Genomic DNA, 18,064 nt, shown 5'->3' with positions numbered 1-18,064 from the left:
GCGCCGATGGTACTGCACTCGACAGGGTGTGGGAGAGTAGGACACCGCCGAACACCCGTTGTAAGAAGGGGACCCACTTGGTGGGTCCCCTTTTTGCGTTTGTACCCGAAATCCGAAAGGACGCCCGTGTCGGAAGACAACAACGATCGTCGCCCCTCCCGAGGGGACGGCGGCAACCGCCCGAGCGAGTCCCGAGACCGCAACCCACGCTCTCAGGACCGTCGCGGCGACCCGCGGCGTTCCGACGGTCCTCCCCGAAGGCGTGGCGGCGAAGGTGGGTTCTCCGGCGATCGCCGCGGTAACAGTGCATCGTCCGACCGTCGACCCCCCCGTCCCGACGAGCCGGATCTGCCTGACGAGGTCGAAGCCGGCCAACTCGAGCCGGCCGTGCGTCGTGACCTGCTGAGCTTGGACAAGAACAACGCTACTGCTGTCGCCCGTCACCTCGTGATGACCAGCAGGCTCCTCGACGACGACCCGCAGTTGGCGCTGCTGCATGCGCGCGCTGCTCGTCAGCGAGCAGGTCGTATCGCCGTCGTTCGTGAGACCGCGGGTATCGCGGCCTACCACGCCGGTGAGTGGGCCGAAGCCCTGTCCGAGCTCCGCGCCGCCCGGCGTATGGCAGGCGGGCCAGGTCTGATCGCTGTCATGGCCGACTGTGAACGCGGACTCGGCCGTCCCGAGCGCGCCATCGAACTCGGTCGCAGCGACGAGGCTCGTGAGTTGACCGGCGAGGAAGCGTCGGAGCTCCGGATCGTCGTGGCTGGCGCCCGAATGGACCTGAACCAGTACGACCAGGCCGTCGTCACTCTGCAGACCCCGGATCTCGACGCCTCGCGCTCGGGAACCGCTGCGGCTCGCCTGTTCTACGTCTACGCCGACGCGCTCGTGGCGGCAGGTCGCGTCGACGAGGGCGTCAAGTGGTTCCTCAATGCCGCTGCGGCCGATGTCGATGGTGAGACCGACGCAGAAGAGCGGGTCGAGGAGTTGTCCGGAGGCAGTCAGTGACGCTGCTGCGCGACGCCCACGACGTCCTGCTTCTCGACCTCGACGGCACCGTCTACGCCGGCAAGGACCCCATTCCCGGTGCAGTGGAAGCGCTTTCGGGTGGTTCCGAGAAGCAGTACTTCGTGACGAACAATGCCAGTCGTGCCCCTCAGGACGTTGCCGAGCACCTTCGTAGTCTCGGGTTCGACACGTCTGCGGAGTTCGTGGTCACCAGTTCCGAGGCCGCTGCGGGTGTTCTCGCGGGCAAGTTGGACGCGGGTTCGCGCGTACTCGTGGTCGGTACCGACGCGTTGGCGAACGAGGTATCCAAGGTCGGCCTCGAGCCGGTCAGATCTGCCGATGCAGACCCGGTCGCAGTGGTGCAGGGGCACTCTGTCGATACAAGTTGGAAGATGCTCGCCGAGGCAGTCCTCGCTATCCGAGCGGGTGCCTTCTGGGTTGCAACGAACACCGATGCCACTTTGCCGACCGAGCGAGGGCTGGTTCTGGGAAATGGCTCGATGGTCGCAGCGGTTCGCAACGCCACCGACGTCGAGCCGATCGTTGCGGGCAAGCCTGCCGCGCCGATCATGCACGACGCCATCGAGCGCAGCGGAGCGCATTCGGCGTTGGTCGTCGGAGACCGCCTGGACACAGACATAGCGGGAGCCAATGAAATCGGGCTGCCGTCACTACTGGTGTTGACCGGGGTGAGCACTGCAGCTGAGCTGCTCGGTGCTCCCCAGCATCTGCGACCCACTCACATCGGACCCGACCTCGGGGTGCTCAACCAGGACGAGTCCGCGTCTCGCGTCGGCAGCAAGAACGGTTGGACGGTCGGTATCGATGGCGGAGTGCTGTCGGTGCGATTCGACAGCGACACGGTGCCTGATGCGTTCGAGGGCGCTCTGGCTGTGCTGCACGTTGCGTGGTCGGGCTCCGAGTTCACGGAGGTGCGCTTCGAGGGAAATCGCCTAGGCGATCTGCAGTCGCTGCTCGGGTGTTGACCCAGGGCCCGGAGAGCGGCGGCGATCGGGCATTCGTCGTACCCATCCGATAGCGTGAAGGGCGATGAGCACGTCTATTCCACTACCAGGGCAGCACCGGCCGAGCGGTGTCGGCGATGAGTCGTCGGCCGATCCGGACGCCATCCGCGCCGAGGTTTCCTCGCTGTTGAGTCAGCTCACGATCGTGTCGTCGGATCAGGATGAACCCGGAGCGGTGGATTCGGATGCCCTGTCCCGCGATGCGAGCCTGTTGGACCGCGCTCACGAGGTGCTCGTGCGCGCCCTGACCACCGTCGACAAGACCTGACGTGGCTCGTCGCGCACGCGTCGACGCGGAACTGGTTCGCCGCGGGTTGGCGAGATCTCGCGAACACGCGTCGGAATTGATCGAGTCCGGTCGGGTGAAGATCGCCGGAACTGTGGCCTCTAAGCCTGCCACCGCGGTGGAGCCGGGTACGCCACTGCTGGTAGCCGAAGAAGACAACGAGGTCAGTTGGGCCTCACGCGGTGCCCACAAGCTGCTCGGGGCTCTCGACGCGTTCGGGCCGCTGGGTTTGACCGTCGAGCATGCTCGTTGCCTCGACGCCGGTGCGTCCACCGGTGGATTCACCGATGTTCTCCTCAGTCGGGGAGTACGCGAGGTGGTTGCCGTCGACGTCGGGTACGGCCAGCTGGTGTGGCGGCTGCAGTCCGACGATCGTGTCCATGTCATCGACCGCACCAACGTCCGGTCGATCGACGCCGAGACGATCGGTGGACCCGTAGACGTCATCGTGGCCGACCTGTCGTTCATCTCGCTGAAACTCGTCCTTCCGGCTTTCGTCGCTTGCTCGACGCCGGGCACCGACATGGTGCTGATGGTCAAACCGCAATTCGAGGTCGGAAAGGATCGCGTGGGTGCCGGCGGCGTCGTACGAGATCCCGCGCTGCGAGCCGAGGCCGTCGAGGACGTGGCGAACGCGGCCGTCGGCCTGGATCTGACTGTTCGCGCGGTGGCGGCAAGCCCGCTGCCGGGCCCGTCGGGCAACGTCGAGTACTTTTTGTGGCTGAGCGCAGGTGCAGGCGAGGATCTGCCGAGTTCCGACATCCCGGAACTCGTCCGGCTCGCGATCGAGGAAGGACCACAGTGACTCCGTCCCACGCAGCACCGGAACTGGAGTCGTCGCGAGAGATTCTTCTCGTCGCTCATCCGGGTCGACCGGACATCGCCGAGACTGCACGCCGAGTGGGCAAAGTGTTCGACGAAGCGGGCATCTGCCTGCGCGTGCTGGTGGACGAGGTGGAACCCTCGAAAATCGAAGCCTCCGATACGGAAGAGCACGACCACGTGTTCGTGGCGGACATGAAGCTCAACGTCGTGGAATTCGGCCCCGACGCGGCGGTCGGCTGCGAGATGGTCCTGGTTCTGGGCGGTGACGGAACCTTTCTGCGCGCAGCCGAACTCGCGCAAGCAGCCTCCATTCCGGTTCTCGGCATCAACCTCGGCCACGTCGGCTTTCTCGCCGAGGCGGAGGCCGACCATCTCGAAGATGCTCTGGCCCGTGTCATTGGCGGTAATTACCGGATCGAGCAGCGCATGACCTTGGACATCGCTGTTCGCGTCGGAGATCGAGTAGTCGACCGCGGGTGGGCGCTGAACGAGGCGAGCATCGAGAACGGGTCGAGGCTAGGGGTGCTCGAAGTCGTGCTCGAAGTCGACGGTCGGCCGGTGTCCGCATTCGGCTGCGACGGAGTCCTGGTCTCCACACCGACGGGGTCGACGGCGTACGCCTTCTCGGCCGGCGGACCTGTGGTCTGGCCGGAACTCGAAGCGATACTCGTCATTCCGAGCAACGCGCATGCTCTGTTCGCGCGACCGCTCGTCACCAGTCCCGAGTCGATCGTCGCGGTCGAGATCGATGCAGGCGGACACGCGGGATTCGTATTCTGCGACGGCAGGCGCACGCTGAGCCTTCCGGCCGGTGCTCGCGTCGAGGTGGTGCGGGGCGCGTCACCGATCAAATGGGTCCGACTCGATTCGGCACCGTTCGCAGATCGCATGGTCAAGAAATTCGAACTGCCCGTCACCGGGTGGCGGGGGAGAGCGAGGTAGGGATGCTCGAAGAGATTCGGATCGACAGCCTCGGAGTCATTTCCGGTGCCAGCGCGCAGTTTCACGAGGGGCTGACCGTTCTCACCGGTGAAACCGGCGCCGGCAAGACCATGGTGGTGACGAGCCTGCACCTGTTGTCGGGTGCCCGCGCTGATGCAGGTCGAGTTCGGCTGGGCGCGCAGCGCGCTGTGGTCGAGGGGCGATTCAGTACCGATACCGCGTCGGATCAGGTGATCGACGACGTCGACAAGGTGCTCGAGTCCTCGGGAGGTCAACGCGACGAGGACAATTCGATCATCGCCGTCCGCACCGTCAACTCCGACGGTCGTTCTCGCGCGCACCTCGGTGGACGCAGTGTGCCCGCATCGGTCCTGTCGAACTTCACCGACTCGCTGTTGACGGTGCACGGTCAGAACGATCAGTTGCGTCTGCTGCGCCCCGACCAGCAACTCGCTGCCCTGGACAGGTTCGCCGGCGATGCGGTGGCATCCCTCGTCTCGAAGTACCGGACCGCTCGCACGACGTGGCTCGACGCGCGCAACGAGTTGATCGACCGCACCGAACGCAGTCGCGAGCTGGCGCAGGAAGCCGACCGTCTGCAATTCGGTCTTCAGGAGATCGACTCTCTCGCACCCGAGCCGGGGGAGGATCGTTCGGTGGCCGAGGACGTCCGTCGGCTCGGTGATCTGGATTCGTTGCGTGAGACCGCGGAGGGTGCCTCGGCGGCCCTCGTCGGGAGTACCGAGGAGGCGTCGGACACCACATCCGCGCTGTATCTGTTGGGCGAGGCTCGTTCTCGCTTGGAGCATGCCGACGACGCTGCTCTGACGGAGCTGCTGCCGCGACTGAACGACGCGATGGCCATCGTGGGCGACATCGGTGCCGATCTCACCTCGTACCTGTCGGATCTGCCGTCGGATCCCGGAGCGCTCGACGCGATCCTGAACCGCCAGGCCGAACTGAAATCGTTGACGCGCAAGTACGCCGCCGACGTCGACGGTGTCATCGCTTGGGCGGAGGATGCCCGCGAGCGACTCTCGCGTATCGACACTTCGGCCGATGCCTTGGCCGAGTTGAGTGCCAAGGTCGACGCGGCTGCGGTGGACGTAGCGGCAGCGGCATCGAAGCTCAGTGCGGCCCGCACGAAGGCGTCGGTGAAGCTTTCGAAGGCGGTGAGCGTCGAGCTGGCGGGGTTGGCGATGGGAAAAGCCAAGCTGCAGATCGATGTTCGAGCTTTGCCCGCCGGACCGTCGGACACCGCTCCGATCGTCGTCGACGGAACCGAACTGCATGCCGGGAGCAACGGCGTGGACGAGGTCGAATTTCGTCTGTCCGCCCACGACGGTGCGCAGGCTCTGCCGATCAGCAAGAGTGCGTCCGGCGGCGAACTCTCACGGGTGATGTTGGCGCTCGAGGTGGTGCTTGCGGGCTCGGACAAGGGCGCGACGATGGTGTTCGACGAGGTCGACGCCGGAGTGGGTGGTCGCGCTGCCGTCGAGGTCGGGCGTCGGCTCGGTCGGTTGGCTCGCACCCATCAGGTCATCGTGGTCACCCACTTGCCTCAGGTCGCGGCGTTCGCCGATACACATCTGGTGGTCGACAAGACCGATGCGAAGAAGGGTGCGGCGAACAGCGGCGTTCGGACCCTGTCGTCGTCGGAGCGGGTCGTAGAGCTCGCCAGAATGCTCGCGGGTCTGGACGATACGGAGACCGGTCGCGCGCACGCGGAGGAGCTGCTGGCCACTGCAAACGCCGATCGAGCTGCCCTGTAACCTTTGGTGCTGATGTGATCAGTGTGGTAGTTGTTTCGGCGCGCCTCCATCGCCGGGCGTGTCGGTCGGGTCATCATGGTCCTCATGAAGATGCCGGCTCTGCTGTCACGAAGTCAGGATTCGCTGCCTGGAATCACCGGGATCGCGCGAGTCGATCGCAATACGGCCAAGCTGCTCAAACGGGTCGGCCCCGGTGACATAGTCGTCCTGGACGAGCTGGATCTTGATCGTCTGACGGCGGATGCGCTCGTCGAGGCGGGGGTGCTCGCGGTCGTCAACGCGTCGCCGTCGATTTCCGGGCGATACCCCAATCTGGGTCCCGAGGTCATCGTGGCCAACGGGATCACCTTGATCGACTCGGCCGGCACCGAGATCTTCAAGAAGATCAAGGACGGAACCAAGGTTCGTCTGAACGACGGCGGTGTCTACACCGGCGATCGCCGCCTCGCCAAAGGTGACGAGCAGAGCGAAGCCGAGATCTCCGACAAGATGATCGAGGCCAAGACAGGTCTCGTCGACCATCTGGAAGCGTTCTCGGGCAACACCATCGAGTTCATCCGTACCGAGAGTCCATTGCTCATCGATGGCGTCGGTGTGCCGGACATCGACATCGACCTCGAGGGTCGCCATGTGGTGATCGTCGCCGACGGACCCGGTCACGCCGAGGATCTGAAGAATCTCAAGCCGTTCATCAAGGAGTACTCGCCCGTCATCATCGGCGTCGGCGCGGGTGCCGACACCGCCATGAAGGCCGGTCACCGCCCTGATCTGATCGTAGGCGACCCCGAGGACGTCACCGCTCAGACGCTCAAATGCGGTGCAGAGGTTGTACTTCCGGCCGATTCGGACGGTCACGCGCAAGGTCTCGAACGCATTCAGGACCTCGGAATCGGTGCCATGACCTTTCCCGCGAGCGGTGCCGCTGCCGACCTCGCTATGTTGCTGGCCGATCATCACGGGGCCTCGCTGATCGTGTCGGTCGGTAGCCCGGCCAGCCTCGACGAATTCTTCGATCGTGGCCGTCGCAACACCAACCCGGCCGCATTCATGACGCGTCTGAAGGTCGGAGCCAAGCTGGTCGACGCCAAAGCTGTGGCCACCCTGTACCGAAGCAGGGTGTCCGGTGGCGCGATCGCACTGCTGATTCTCGCAGCCCTCGTTGCTGTCATCGTGGCGTTGGCCGTGTCCAACATCGGTGGTGAATCGTTGGACTGGGCGATCGACCTGTGGAACCGGTTCGCTGTGTGGTTCCAGGGGTTGCTTCCGTGATTTCGCTTCGCCAACATGCCATTTCATTGGCGGCCGTGTTCGTCGCGTTGGCCATCGGCATCGTGCTCGGTTCGGGTCTGCTGTCCAGCGGACTGGTCTCCGGTCTTCGCGATGACAAGACCGGTCTCGAAAACCAGGTGGACGATCTACAGGCGTCCAACAATCAGCTCGGCGAGCAGCTGAATTCTGCCGACGGGTTCGACGCCGCAGTGGCAGGCAGGGTTCTGCGAGACACGTTGGTCGACCGTTCGGTCGTGGTCATCACCACCCCCGACGCAGATCCCGGCGACGTCGACGGAGTCACACGCTCGATCGGAGCGTCGGGTGCCACTGTCACCGGCCGAGTGTCGCTGACCGACGCGTTCGTCTCCGCTGCGAACGGTGACGATCTGCGGACGCGCCTGACCAACGTCATTCCGGCGGGCGTGCAGTTGCGCACTGGGGCGGTCGATCAAGGCAGCCTGGCGGGAGATCTGCTGGGATCGGTGCTGCTGCTCAACGCAGAGACGGCCCAGCCGCAGTCGACGCCCGAGGAGCTCTCACTCGCGCTGGAGACGCTGCGCAGCGGCGGGTTCATCGCGTACGACAACGGTGCCGTTGCACCCGCTCAGTTGGCAGTGGTCGTCACCGGTGCGGGTACGTCCGACGTCGAGGACGGCAATCGTGGTGCCATCGTCGCTCGCTTCGCCGGTGCTCTCGACTCGCGTGGTGCGGGCACGGTCTTGGCGGGACGATCCGGCGCCGCGGAGGGCAATGGATCCATCGCCGTCGTACGGGCGGATTCGGCTCTGTCGTCGTCACTGAGCACGGTCGACAACGTCGACCGTGAAGCCGGACGGATCACCACCGTTCTCGCCTTGGTGGAGCAGCTGGACGGAGCCTCGGGTCGATACGGAACCGGCGCGAACGCGAACGCCGTGACGGTCGGAGCTCCCGCGAGCTGATCGCGCGTGTCGTTGGCGGTGAGGTACGTAGTGGTGTTACCGTGAAGTCCCGTGGGTAGCAGGCCCAATTTCCACGCTGTACCTCTCTTATCAGCCCCCTGGTAGGAGCAAGCCCTGCAGATTCGTCACGGGAGCCTCATTGTCACGCCTTCAGTCGCGTTCCGACACCAAGCATATCTTCGTCAGCGGCGGCGTCGCGTCTTCGCTCGGAAAAGGTCTGACGGCGTCCAGCCTCGGCCAGCTACTGACCGCACGCGGACTGCGCGTGACCATGCAGAAGCTCGATCCGTACCTCAACGTCGATCCCGGCACGATGAACCCGTTCCAGCACGGTGAAGTCTTCGTCACCGAGGACGGCTCCGAGACCGACCTCGATGTCGGCCATTACGAGCGCTTCCTCGACCGTGATCTGTCGGGATTCGCCAATGTCACCACCGGCCAGGTCTATTCGACGGTCATCGCCAAGGAGCGGCGCGGCGAGTACCTGGGCGATACCGTCCAGGTCATCCCGCACATCACCGACGAGATCAAGCGTCGAATCCTGGCCATGAACGGTCCGGATCTGCAGGGCCACCAGCCCGATGTCGTGATCACCGAAATCGGTGGCACCGTCGGCGATATCGAGTCGCAGCCGTTTCTCGAGGCAGCGCGCCAGGTGCGCCACGACGTCGGCCGCAACAACGTTTTTTTCCTGCACGTGTCGTTGGTTCCGTTCCTGGCTCCGTCCGGTGAACTCAAGACCAAGCCCACCCAGCACTCCGTCGCAGCACTGCGCAGCATCGGTATCCAGCCCGACGCGTTGATCCTGCGTTGCGATCGTGACGTGCCGCCGGGACTCAAGAACAAGATCGCGCTCATGTGTGACGTCGACGTCGACGGCTGCATCTCCACGCCCGACGCGCCGTCGATCTACGACATTCCCAAGGTGCTGCACAAGGAAGGCCTCGACGCCTACGTTGTCCGTCAGCTCGGTCTGCCGTTCCGCGATGTCGACTGGACCATCTGGGGTGGACTGCTCGAGCGCGTCCACCAGCCGCGCGAAACCGTCCGCGTCGGCTTGGTCGGCAAGTACGTGGACCTGCCCGACGCCTATCTTTCGGTCACCGAGGCGTTGCGGGCCGGCGGGTTCGCTCATCGCGCCAAGGTCGAGATCAAGTGGGTCCCGTCCGACGAGTGCTCGACGCCTGCGGGGGCGCAGGCTGCGTTGGGTGATGTCGATGCCGTGCTCATTCCCGGTGGCTTCGGCATCCGAGGAATCGAGGGCAAACTCGGAGCCATCGAGTTCGCACGTACGCGCAAGATTCCGCTGTTGGGGTTGTGCCTCGGGTTGCAGTGCGTGGTCATCGAGGCGGCTCGTTCGGTCGGTCTGACCGATGCCAATTCCGCCGAGTTCGATCCGGACACCAAGGATCCGGTGATCTCCACGATGGCCGATCAGGAAGATGCCGTCGCCGGTGACGCCGATCTCGGCGGCACGATGCGCCTCGGTGCGTACCCGGCAACGCTGCAGAAGGGCTCGATGGTCGCGGCGTCGTACGGCACCGAGAACGTCTCGGAGCGTCACCGTCATCGTTACGAGGTCAACAACGACTACCGGGATCGAATTGCCAAGAGCGGCTTGGTGTTCAGCGGTACTTCTCCGGACGGCCACCTGGTGGAGTTCGTCGAACTGCCCGCATCGGTGCACCCGTTCTTCGTCGCCACTCAGGCGCATCCGGAGCTCAAGAGTCGGCCGACCCGTCCGCACCCGTTGTTCGCATCGTTGATCAATGCGGCGTTGAAGTACAAGGCCGCCGAGCGTCTGCCGGTCGACATTCACGGCGACACCGTCGCGGCGGAGGAGTCGGACGCCACTGCCGAGACCGTCGGATGAGCGAGCCCCGCCACGAGTTCACCACCCTGGACTCGTCGGTGCCGTATTCCGGTGCGATTCTCGCGCTCCGGCTCGATCAGGTCGCGATGCCGAACGGTCGCACGGCCGAGCGTGAGGTGATCGAGCATCACGGCGCGGTCGGGATTCTGGCCGTCGACGATCAGGACCGTGTGGCGATGATCGAGCAGTATCGGCATCCCATCGGGCGACGCCTGTGGGAATTGCCGGCCGGCTTGCTCGACGCGCCGGGGGAGCAGCCGGTACTGGCGGCCCAGCGTGAGCTTGCCGAGGAGACCGGCCTTGCCGCCGGTACCTGGTCGGTATTGGTCGACGTGCTGGCCTCGCCCGGGTTCACCGACGAGGCCGTGCGGATCTTTCTCGCACAGGACCTGACAGAGGTGGATCGGCCCGAAGCGCACGACGAGGAAGCAGACATCGAACTCTCCTTCGTACCGATGGACGAGGCCGTCCGTCGCGCATTGGCTGGAGAGATCGTCAACGCGTCAGCGGTGGCGGGCGTGCTTGCCTTCGCTGCCGCCCGCGCCGCAGGCACCGAACTGCGCCCGGCCGACGCCCCGTGGCCCGACCTGCCCACGGCCTTCGAGAAGCGGAAGAGTTCACGAAAGTAGCCACCGTGATCGGCCAGCAGATTCAGACGTACCTCGACCATCTGGTGGTCGAGCGCGGTTCGGCACAGAACACGGTGTCGTCCTACCGTCGTGATCTGGTGCGGTACGAGCGGTTTCTCAGCGGCTACGGAATTGCCGATCTGGCCAAGGTCACCGAGAACGACATCACCGAGTTCGTGTTGTATCTCCGGCGCGGCGATGACGAATTCCCAGCTCTCGCAGCGAGTTCGGCCGCGCGCACGCTGATCGCCGTGCGCGGTCTGCACCGCTTCGCTCTGGCCGAGGGGATGGTCGAGCGCAACGTAGCGAGCGAGGTCAAGCCCCCACAGCCTGCCAAGCGACTGCCCAAGTCGCTTCCCATCGACCAAGTGGTGGCCCTGCTCGAATCGGCGTCGATTGCAGGGCCCGATGCTCCACGCGGACTGCGTGATCGAGCACTGCTGGAGTTGTTGTATTCCACCGGTGCCCGAATTTCCGAGGCCGTAGGACTGGATGTGGACGATATCGACACCGAGTCACGCTCGGTACTGCTGCGCGGAAAAGGCGGCAAGCATCGCATCGTCCCGGTCGGCAGGCCGGCGATCGAGGCGATCGACGCGTACCTGGTGCGTGGGCGACCCGGCTTGGTTGCGCGCTCCAACCCGGCCCTGTTTCTGAACGTGCGCGGCGGCAGGTTGTCTCGGCAGAGCGCGTGGCAGGTGCTGCAGGACTCGGCCGAGCGGGCCGGGATCACCTCCGGCGTCTCGCCACATGTTCTGCGGCACTCCTTCGCCACGCATCTACTCGACGGCGGCGCCGACGTCCGCGTGGTGCAGGAACTGTTGGGGCATGCGTCGGTGACGACGACGCAGATCTACACTCTCGTCACCGTCACCACGCTGCGCGAAGTATGGGCGGGAGCGCATCCGCGGGCGCGGTAGCACGAGGTCGACCCCTGCCTGTCAGCGTGTCCGGTGACAGCGACGGTGTCTCAAGCGGTAGCGTTTGCGTGAACTACTCGAAGACGAACGGGACAGGGGAGCGCTGGAACGTGTCGACACCGCAGCCGCCAGCGGCGGAGTCAGCCTCGGATCGTGCGCACCTCGAAGGCGCGCTGTTCCATACGCGTCAACCCGAGTCCAGTCGCGAGTCGCGCGACATCATTCCGGCTCCCGACGAACTCGGGCCCACCGGTCGAAAGACGCGGTCGGTTCCGGATCCGCAACCGCTGGCCAGTCATGGCCCGGCCAAGATCATCGCGATGTGCAATCAGAAGGGCGGCGTCGGCAAGACGACGTCGACCATCAATCTTGGTGCCTCGCTGGCCGGCTACGGCCGTCGAGTGCTGCTGGTTGACCTCGACCCGCAGGGCGCACTCTCCGCGGGCTTGGGCGTCGCGCACCACGAACTCGATCTCACCGTCTACAACCTTCTCGTCGAGGCAAAGGTCTCTGCCGACGACATCATCATGCGGACTCGCGTCGAGAACCTCGATCTGATGCCCAGCAACATCGACCTCTCGGCCGCCGAAATTCAGCTGGTGACCGAGGTGGGCCGCGAGCAGACGCTCGGGCGGGTGCTGCATCCGATTCTGGATCGCTACGACTACGTGCTCATCGACTGCCAACCCTCGCTCGGTCTGCTGACTGTCAATGCGCTCACATGCGCCGACGAAGTACTCATTCCGATGGAGTGCGAGTACTTCAGCCTCCGCGGTCTGGCACTGCTCAACGACACCGTCGAGAAGGTGCGCGATCGCCTCAATCCTCGGCTGAAGCTGGCCGGCATCGTGGTGACGATGTTCGACGCCCGAACACTGCACTCTCGCGAGGTGATGACACGGGTGGTCGAGGTGTTCGGCGACGTCGTCTACGACACGGTGATCACTCGTACTGTCCGGTTCCCGGAAACCAGTGTGGCCGGTGAACCCATCACCACGTGGGCTCCGAAATCCGGCGGCGCGCAGGCGTACCGCGCTCTGGCGCGCGAGGTGATCTACCGGTCGGGTCCGTGACCGACGAGGCCCCGATCGAGGTTCCCGCCGACGCGGATCCCTCGAAATTTCGGGTTCGGTTGCTCAACTTCGAGGGTCCGTTCGACCTGCTGCTGTCGTTGATCAGTCAGCACCGCATGGATGTCACCGAAGTGGCGCTGCACACCGTCACCGACGATTTCATCTCGTTCACCAAGTCTCTCGGTGCCGATGTGGGACTGGATCAGACGACGGAGTTCTTGGTCGTTGCCGCGACTCTGCTCGACCTCAAGGCAGCTCGTCTGCTGCCGTCGGGTGACGTCGAGGATGCCGAGGATCTGGCGCTGCTCGAAGTGCGAGATCTCCTGTTCGCTCGGTTGCTGCAGTACCGCGCCTACAAGCAGGTGGCCTTGCTGTTCGGGGAGCTGGAAGCTGCTGCGCTGCGGCGGTATCCGCGATCGGTGTCGGTGGAGGACAGGTACGCCGATCTGATCCCGGAGGTGTTGCTCGGCGTCGACCCCGCAAGGTTCGCAGACATCGCCGCTGCCGCCTTTCGGCCCAAGCCGATTCCGCAGGTTGGGCTCGATCACATCCATCAGCACGCCGTCTCGATTCCCGAGCAGGCCGAGTGGCTGTTGGAGAACTTGCAAGGCCGCGGCCTGAACGAATGGGCGTCGTTCTCGGAGCTGGTGCAGGACTGCGAGGTGCAGGTCGAAATAATCGCGCGATTCCTGGCGTTGCTGGAGCTGTTCCGTCAACAGGTGATCGCGTTCGAACAACCGGAGCCGCTGGGCGATCTCCGAGTGAGCTGGACCGGCAAGGACGAAGGACCCATCGTGGTCACGGAAGAGGACTATGCATGAGTGCCGACCCCGAACTCGAGCTCGAGGACGTCGACGATTCCGAGGAGCTCGACGACGCCACCCTCGCATCGGCGCTGGAAGCTGTGTTGCTGATCGTGGACACTCCCGCTTCGGACGAGCAGCTCGGCTCGGCCGTGGGGGCATCGGTCGCACGCGTGCGCGCCACGTTGAACGAGATGGCCGCAGCGCTGACCGAACGAAGCAGCGGAATCGACCTTCGCTACGCCGGTGACGGGTGGCGTTTCTACACCCGAACCGCATACGCGCCCTACGTCGAACGGCTGCTTCTGGACGGCGCTCGGTCCAAGCTCACACGCGCAGCATTGGAAACCCTGGCCGTGATCGCCTATCGTCAACCGTTGACCCGCGCACGAGTCAGCGCCGTGCGTGGAGTCAATGTCGATGGAGTGATGCGTACGTTGCTCGCCCGTGGACTGATCTCCGAAGCAGGAACGGACCCGGAGACGAACGGAACGATGTACTGCACCACCGAGCTGTTCCTCGAACGGCTCGGGCTCGCATCGCTCGGTGACCTACCCGAACTGGCACCGCTGTTGCCTGGAGTGGACCTGATCGACGAGATCAGTGACAGCATGGACACCGACCCGAGAATGACCCGCTCCACCAAAAACCGCGGATCGAAACCCGATCCGGCAGCCGAGCTCGACTCGGACGACTGATAGGTAAGACAAGTGAACAAGCCCGCTCGCCGTGATGGCACACCGGACCGTAACAAGAGACAAGACCCACGCAGGAAGCCGACCGCAGGTAGGTCGGACACTCCGCGTGACGCACGCCGCGGAGATCGCACCCGCGACGCAGCGCCCCGTGACGGTGCCCCCCGCACCGGTGCACCTCGAACCGCAGGACCCCGCGCAGGCGCACCTCGCGCCGGTGGCCGACCGGCCCCGCGCAGAGGCGTCGAGCAGGACGAGTTCGATTACAAGCCTGCCGACACGGGCATCAACGACCGCAGCAACGACGCGGTGCCCCGTAAGAAGCCGTCGCGTCCCAAGCCGCCGAAGCCGCAGAAGAAGCAGGTTCCGACGACCACGATCAGCAACGCCAAGCCGGCGAAGCATCAGCACACCGATTCCTCACCTCGCAAGCATGTGCCTGCCGGTGAAGGTGTTCGTCTGCAGAAGGTGCTCGCGCAGGCCGGTGTCGCATCGCGTCGCGCGGCCGAGGAACTGATCGCCGACGGCCGCGTCGAGGTCGACGGACGCATCGTCACCGAACAGGGCATCCGTATCGATCCGAACATCGCTGTCGTCCGTGTCGACGGCACCCGCGTCGTCGTGAAGGAAGAGCTTGTTCATCTCGCGATGAACAAGCCTCGTGGATGGCAGTGCACCATGTCCGACGATCTCGGGCGCCCGTGCGTCGGCGACATCGTCTCCGAGCGCGTTCAGGCCGGGCAGCGACTGTTCCACGTCGGCCGCCTCGATGCGGACACCGAGGGGCTGTTGCTCTTCACCAACGACGGTGACCTTGCTCACCGCCTGATGCATCCGTCGTTCGAGGTCTCCAAGACCTACTTGGCGACGCTGTTCGGCACCATTCCCCGCACACTCGGTAAGCAGCTGCGTGAGGGCGTCATTCTCGACGACGGCCCGGTCAAGGTCGACGGCTTCCAGCTGCTCGACATCTCGGACGGCAAGTCGCTCGTCAAGGTGACCCTGCACGAGGGCCGCAAGCACATCGTGCGTCGGTTGTTCGACAAGGTCGGCTTCCCGGTCGGACGTCTCGTGCGTACCGATGTCGGCAACATCGTGCTCGGCGATCAGCGTCCAGGAACACTGCGAGTTCTCGGCCGCGGCGAGATCGGCAAGCTCTACGAATCCGTAGGCCTGTGATGAGTGCGCTCGTCGTGGCGATGGACGGGCCTTCGGGCACCGGTAAGTCGTCGGTATCGCGTCGGCTCGCGGCGGCACTCGAAGCAAGCTACCTCGACACCGGCGCGATGTACCGCGTCGCGACGGTGTGGGTACTGCGCTCGGGCGTCGATCCCACCGATGCAGACGGAGTAGCGAAAGCTGTTGCGGCCCTGCCTCTCGAGATCGGGAAGGACCCACTGTCCGAGACCGTGTTGCTCGACGGTGAGGACGTCAGCGGCGAAATCCGCGGCGATGTCGTCACCAAGGCCGTCTCGGCGGTGTCCGCAGTGCCTGCGGTGCGTGAACTGTTGGTGCAGCTGCAGCGCGACCTTGCGAGCTCGTCGACGCGAATCGTGGTGGAGGGCCGAGACATCGGTACCGTCGTGCTTCCCGACGCCGACGTGAAGGTGTTCCTCACGGCGTCCCCGGAAGCGCGGGCGGAGCGTCGCAACAAGCAGAACATAGAGCAAGGTCGCGGCGACGACTACGAACTCGTGCTCGCGGATGTGCAACGCCGTGACCATGCAGATTCGACACGAGCAGTGTCACCGCTTCGTCCCGCCGAGGATTCGGTGATCGTCGATACCAGCGAGCTGGATCTCGACGGTGTGATGGAGCGCTTGCTGCTCGTGGTCAATGACAGAACTGGAGCAGTGCAGTGAGTGAAGAATTCTTCTCCGGCGCAGCGGAAACCGCGGGCGACGGAACATGGAGCGACGAGGGCGAGTGGGAGTACGTCGACCTCAACGAGGGCGAAGACGGCGAAGATGCCGTTGCCGTACCGACTCTCGCCGTGGTGGGCCGACCGAACGTCGGCAAGTCGACACTCGTCAACCGCATCATCGGCCGCCGCGAAGCAGTGGTCGAGGACGTTCCCGGCGTCACCCGCGACCGCGTGTCGTACGAGGCGAACTGGAGTGGTCGACGCTTCCTGGTGCAGGACACCGGCGGTTGGGAGCCCGACGCCAAGGGCCTGCAACAGTCCGTTGCGCGGCAGGCCGAATTGGCGATGAACACCGCCGACGCGATCCTGCTGGTCGTCGACGCTCGTGTCGGTTCGACGACGACGGACGAGGCTGTGGCACGCGTGCTGCGCCGGTCGAAGACTCCGGTTCTGTTGGTGGCCAACAAGGTCGACGACGGTCGCACCGAGTCCGAGGTTGCCGCACTGTGGTCTCTGGGTCTGGGGGAGCCGTTGTCGGTTTCGGCCACCCACGGCCGCGGTACCGGCGATTTGCTCGACCGTGTGCTCGAGGCACTGCCCGAGACACCACGCGAAGGTATCCCCGGTGGGGGACCGAGGCGTGTCGCTCTGGTCGGCAAGCCGAACGTCGGTAAGTCGTCGCTGATCAACAAGCTCTCGGGTGACGAGCGCTCGGTGGTGCACGATGTTGCCGGTACCACCGTGGACCCGGTTGACTCGCTGGTCGAATTGGGCGGCAAGACATGGCGATTCGTCGATACCGCAGGCTTGCGCAAGCGCGTCAGCCATGCCAGTGGTGCCGAGTTCTATGCGTCGCTGCGCACGAAGTCCGCTATCGAGGCCGCCGAGGTTGCGATCTTGCTCATCGATGCCTCACAGGTGATCTCGGAGCAGGATCTGCGGGTGCTGAGCATGGTCTCCGATGCCGGCCGAGCGCTGGTGTTGGCGTTCAACAAATGGGACCTGGTGGACGACGATCGTCGTCAGCAGCTCGAGAAGGAGATCGATCGCGATCTCGCTCGGGTGCCGTGGGCGCAGCGAGTGAACATCTCGGCGCAGACGGGCCGTGCGGTCCAGAAGCTCGTGCCCGCCCTGGAGACGGCTCTGGAATCGTGGGACAAGCGTGTGCCCACCGGCAGGTTGAACACCTGGCTCAAGGAGGTCGTGGCGGCCACTCCTCCGCCGATGCGTGGCGGACGTCTGCCGCGGATCATGTTCGCGACGCAAGCCAGCACGAGGCCACCGACGTTCGTACTGTTCACCACCGGGTTCCTCGAGGCCGGCTACCGCCGCTTCATCGAGCGGCGACTGCGTGAAGAGTTCAACTTCGATGGCAGCCCCGTGCGCGTCTCGGTGCGTATCCGTGAGAAGCGGGAACGGCCGGGCAAGGGCAACAACCGCTGACGTTTCCCGGCCTTGCCCCTGAGCAGGCGATTTCCTCTCAGGGGTGGGGCTGGGGTAATCTCAGCAAGCGCCCTTCGAGGCGCGGCGGGCTGTGGCGCAGTTTGGTAGCGCACTTGACTGGGGGTCAAGGGGTCGCAGGTTCAATTCCTGTCAGCCCGACAGAGTGCAGGTGAATGGCGGCTCCGAAGAAATTCGGAGCCGCCATTTTTGCTTGCGTGTGGCGCGACTGTCACCGGTCGATCTGGATGATGTCTCCTGAACTCGACGGTGTGAGTGCTTCGAGACGCTGAGGTTCGAGCGCGAGAATCTTTTCCTGTCGGTGCTCCGTGCGACTCTGCACGCATGGCGATCTGCATGGCGTGTGAACTGGAAATGCTCGATTCGGTGGGTTGCACTTGGCGGCCCAGTCGAATACCCAACGGCAGGAGCAAATGTCACGACTGCGGCACTCCACCGAGAGCGCTTCACCACCCGGGGTGTGACGGCGAACGGTGCAGATGCGGGCAGATGTTGTCATGTGGTAGCGGATGCGCGGTGGATGAGTGCGAACGTGAAGACGGACACGACTACGTGGATGCGAGCTGCCGGTGGTGCAATGCACCGTTCGGACAGCTCAGCGTGGTGGATGATCGATGGGTCTGAGGCAAAAGTGTTGTGGCGCAAGCGGAATCACGGGTAGCGCAGCGTGACAGT

Annotated in this window: 17 protein-coding genes and 1 tRNA gene; all 18 read left to right on the top strand. The window is 64.8% G+C overall.

Annotated elements, in window-relative coordinates; genetic code table 11:
* Nucleotides 1-126: 126 nt before the first annotated feature.
* The 18 genes from AC5WEY_RS15665 to AC5WEY_RS15580 all read left to right on the top strand — a co-directional run bounded on the left by AC5WEY_RS15665 (nt 127) and on the right by AC5WEY_RS15580 (nt 17,530).
* On the top strand, nt 127-1,008 hold the full coding sequence (locus AC5WEY_RS15665) for a tetratricopeptide repeat protein (protein ID WP_495646511.1): 882 nt from the start codon (nt 127-129) through the stop codon (nt 1,006-1,008).
* On the top strand, nt 1,005-1,994 hold the full coding sequence (locus tag AC5WEY_RS15660; protein WP_495646510.1) for an HAD-IIA family hydrolase: 990 nt from the start codon (nt 1,005-1,007) through the stop codon (nt 1,992-1,994). The genes AC5WEY_RS15665 and AC5WEY_RS15660 overlap by 4 nt, the downstream gene beginning before the upstream one ends.
* 64 nt (nt 1,995-2,058) lie before the next feature.
* Nucleotides 2,059-2,301, top strand: a complete 243-nt coding sequence (locus AC5WEY_RS15655; protein WP_495646509.1) for a hypothetical protein — start codon at nt 2,059-2,061, stop codon at nt 2,299-2,301.
* Nucleotide 2,302: 1 nt separating this feature from the next.
* Complete coding sequence (locus AC5WEY_RS15650; RefSeq protein ID WP_057478169.1) at nt 2,303-3,124, top strand: TlyA family RNA methyltransferase; 822 nt, start codon at nt 2,303-2,305, stop codon at nt 3,122-3,124.
* The gene (locus tag AC5WEY_RS15645) at nt 3,121-4,086 is read left to right on the top strand and encodes an NAD kinase (protein ID WP_495646508.1); all 966 of its coding nucleotides are present in this window, start codon (nt 3,121-3,123) and stop codon (nt 4,084-4,086) included. Before AC5WEY_RS15650 ends, AC5WEY_RS15645 begins: the two co-directional genes overlap by 4 nt.
* A gap of 2 nt (nt 4,087-4,088) precedes the next feature.
* The gene (gene recN / locus AC5WEY_RS15640; protein WP_495646507.1) at nt 4,089-5,858 is read left to right on the top strand and encodes a DNA repair protein RecN; all 1,770 of its coding nucleotides are present in this window, start codon (nt 4,089-4,091) and stop codon (nt 5,856-5,858) included.
* Between the two features lie 84 nt (nt 5,859-5,942).
* A complete protein-coding gene (steA, locus tag AC5WEY_RS15635; protein WP_495646506.1) occupies nt 5,943-7,127 on the top strand; it encodes a putative cytokinetic ring protein SteA in 1,185 nt (394 codons plus the stop codon).
* Nucleotides 7,124-8,071: a copper transporter gene (locus AC5WEY_RS15630; RefSeq protein WP_495646505.1), complete on the top strand. Its 948-nt coding sequence runs from the start codon at nt 7,124-7,126 to the stop codon at nt 8,069-8,071. The genes steA and AC5WEY_RS15630 overlap by 4 nt, the downstream gene beginning before the upstream one ends.
* 139 nt (nt 8,072-8,210) lie before the next feature.
* The gene (pyrG, locus tag AC5WEY_RS15625; protein WP_495646504.1) at nt 8,211-9,944 is read left to right on the top strand and encodes a CTP synthase; all 1,734 of its coding nucleotides are present in this window, start codon (nt 8,211-8,213) and stop codon (nt 9,942-9,944) included.
* Nucleotides 9,941-10,573, top strand: coding sequence for an NUDIX domain-containing protein (locus tag AC5WEY_RS15620; protein WP_495646503.1), 633 nt, complete (start codon nt 9,941-9,943; stop codon nt 10,571-10,573). Before pyrG ends, AC5WEY_RS15620 begins: the two co-directional genes overlap by 4 nt.
* A gap of 5 nt (nt 10,574-10,578) precedes the next feature.
* Nucleotides 10,579-11,493, top strand: coding sequence for a site-specific tyrosine recombinase XerD (gene xerD, locus AC5WEY_RS15615; RefSeq protein ID WP_057478164.1), 915 nt, complete (start codon nt 10,579-10,581; stop codon nt 11,491-11,493).
* A gap of 110 nt (nt 11,494-11,603) precedes the next feature.
* Nucleotides 11,604-12,566, top strand: a complete 963-nt coding sequence (locus AC5WEY_RS15610) for a ParA family protein (RefSeq protein WP_235581699.1) — start codon at nt 11,604-11,606, stop codon at nt 12,564-12,566.
* On the top strand, nt 12,563-13,387 hold the full coding sequence (locus tag AC5WEY_RS15605; protein ID WP_495646502.1) for a segregation and condensation protein A: 825 nt from the start codon (nt 12,563-12,565) through the stop codon (nt 13,385-13,387). Before AC5WEY_RS15610 ends, AC5WEY_RS15605 begins: the two co-directional genes overlap by 4 nt.
* Nucleotides 13,384-14,067 carry an SMC-Scp complex subunit ScpB gene (gene scpB, locus AC5WEY_RS15600; RefSeq protein WP_495646501.1) on the top strand — a complete coding sequence of 228 codons (684 nt, stop codon included), beginning with the start codon at nt 13,384-13,386 and terminating at the stop codon, nt 14,065-14,067. The genes AC5WEY_RS15605 and scpB overlap by 4 nt, the downstream gene beginning before the upstream one ends.
* A 12-nt stretch (nt 14,068-14,079) precedes the next feature.
* Entirely contained in the window at nt 14,080-15,243 is a 1,164-nt protein-coding gene (locus tag AC5WEY_RS15595) for a pseudouridine synthase (RefSeq protein ID WP_495646500.1), read from the top strand.
* Entirely contained in the window at nt 15,243-15,926 is a 684-nt protein-coding gene (cmk, locus tag AC5WEY_RS15590) for a (d)CMP kinase (RefSeq protein WP_057478161.1), read from the top strand. The genes AC5WEY_RS15595 and cmk overlap by 1 nt, the downstream gene beginning before the upstream one ends.
* Nucleotides 15,923-17,371, top strand: coding sequence for a ribosome biogenesis GTPase Der (gene der, locus AC5WEY_RS15585; RefSeq protein WP_057478160.1), 1,449 nt, complete (start codon nt 15,923-15,925; stop codon nt 17,369-17,371). Before cmk ends, der begins: the two co-directional genes overlap by 4 nt.
* A gap of 85 nt (nt 17,372-17,456) precedes the next feature.
* Nucleotides 17,457-17,530 (top strand) — tRNA-Pro (locus AC5WEY_RS15580).
* The last annotated feature ends 534 nt before the right edge of the window (nt 17,531-18,064 follow it).

This window comes from Rhodococcoides sp. S146-33, from assembly GCF_059489205.1.
Note: the sequence above shows the minus strand (reverse complement) of the source record. Positions and strands in the feature narration are given on the sequence as shown.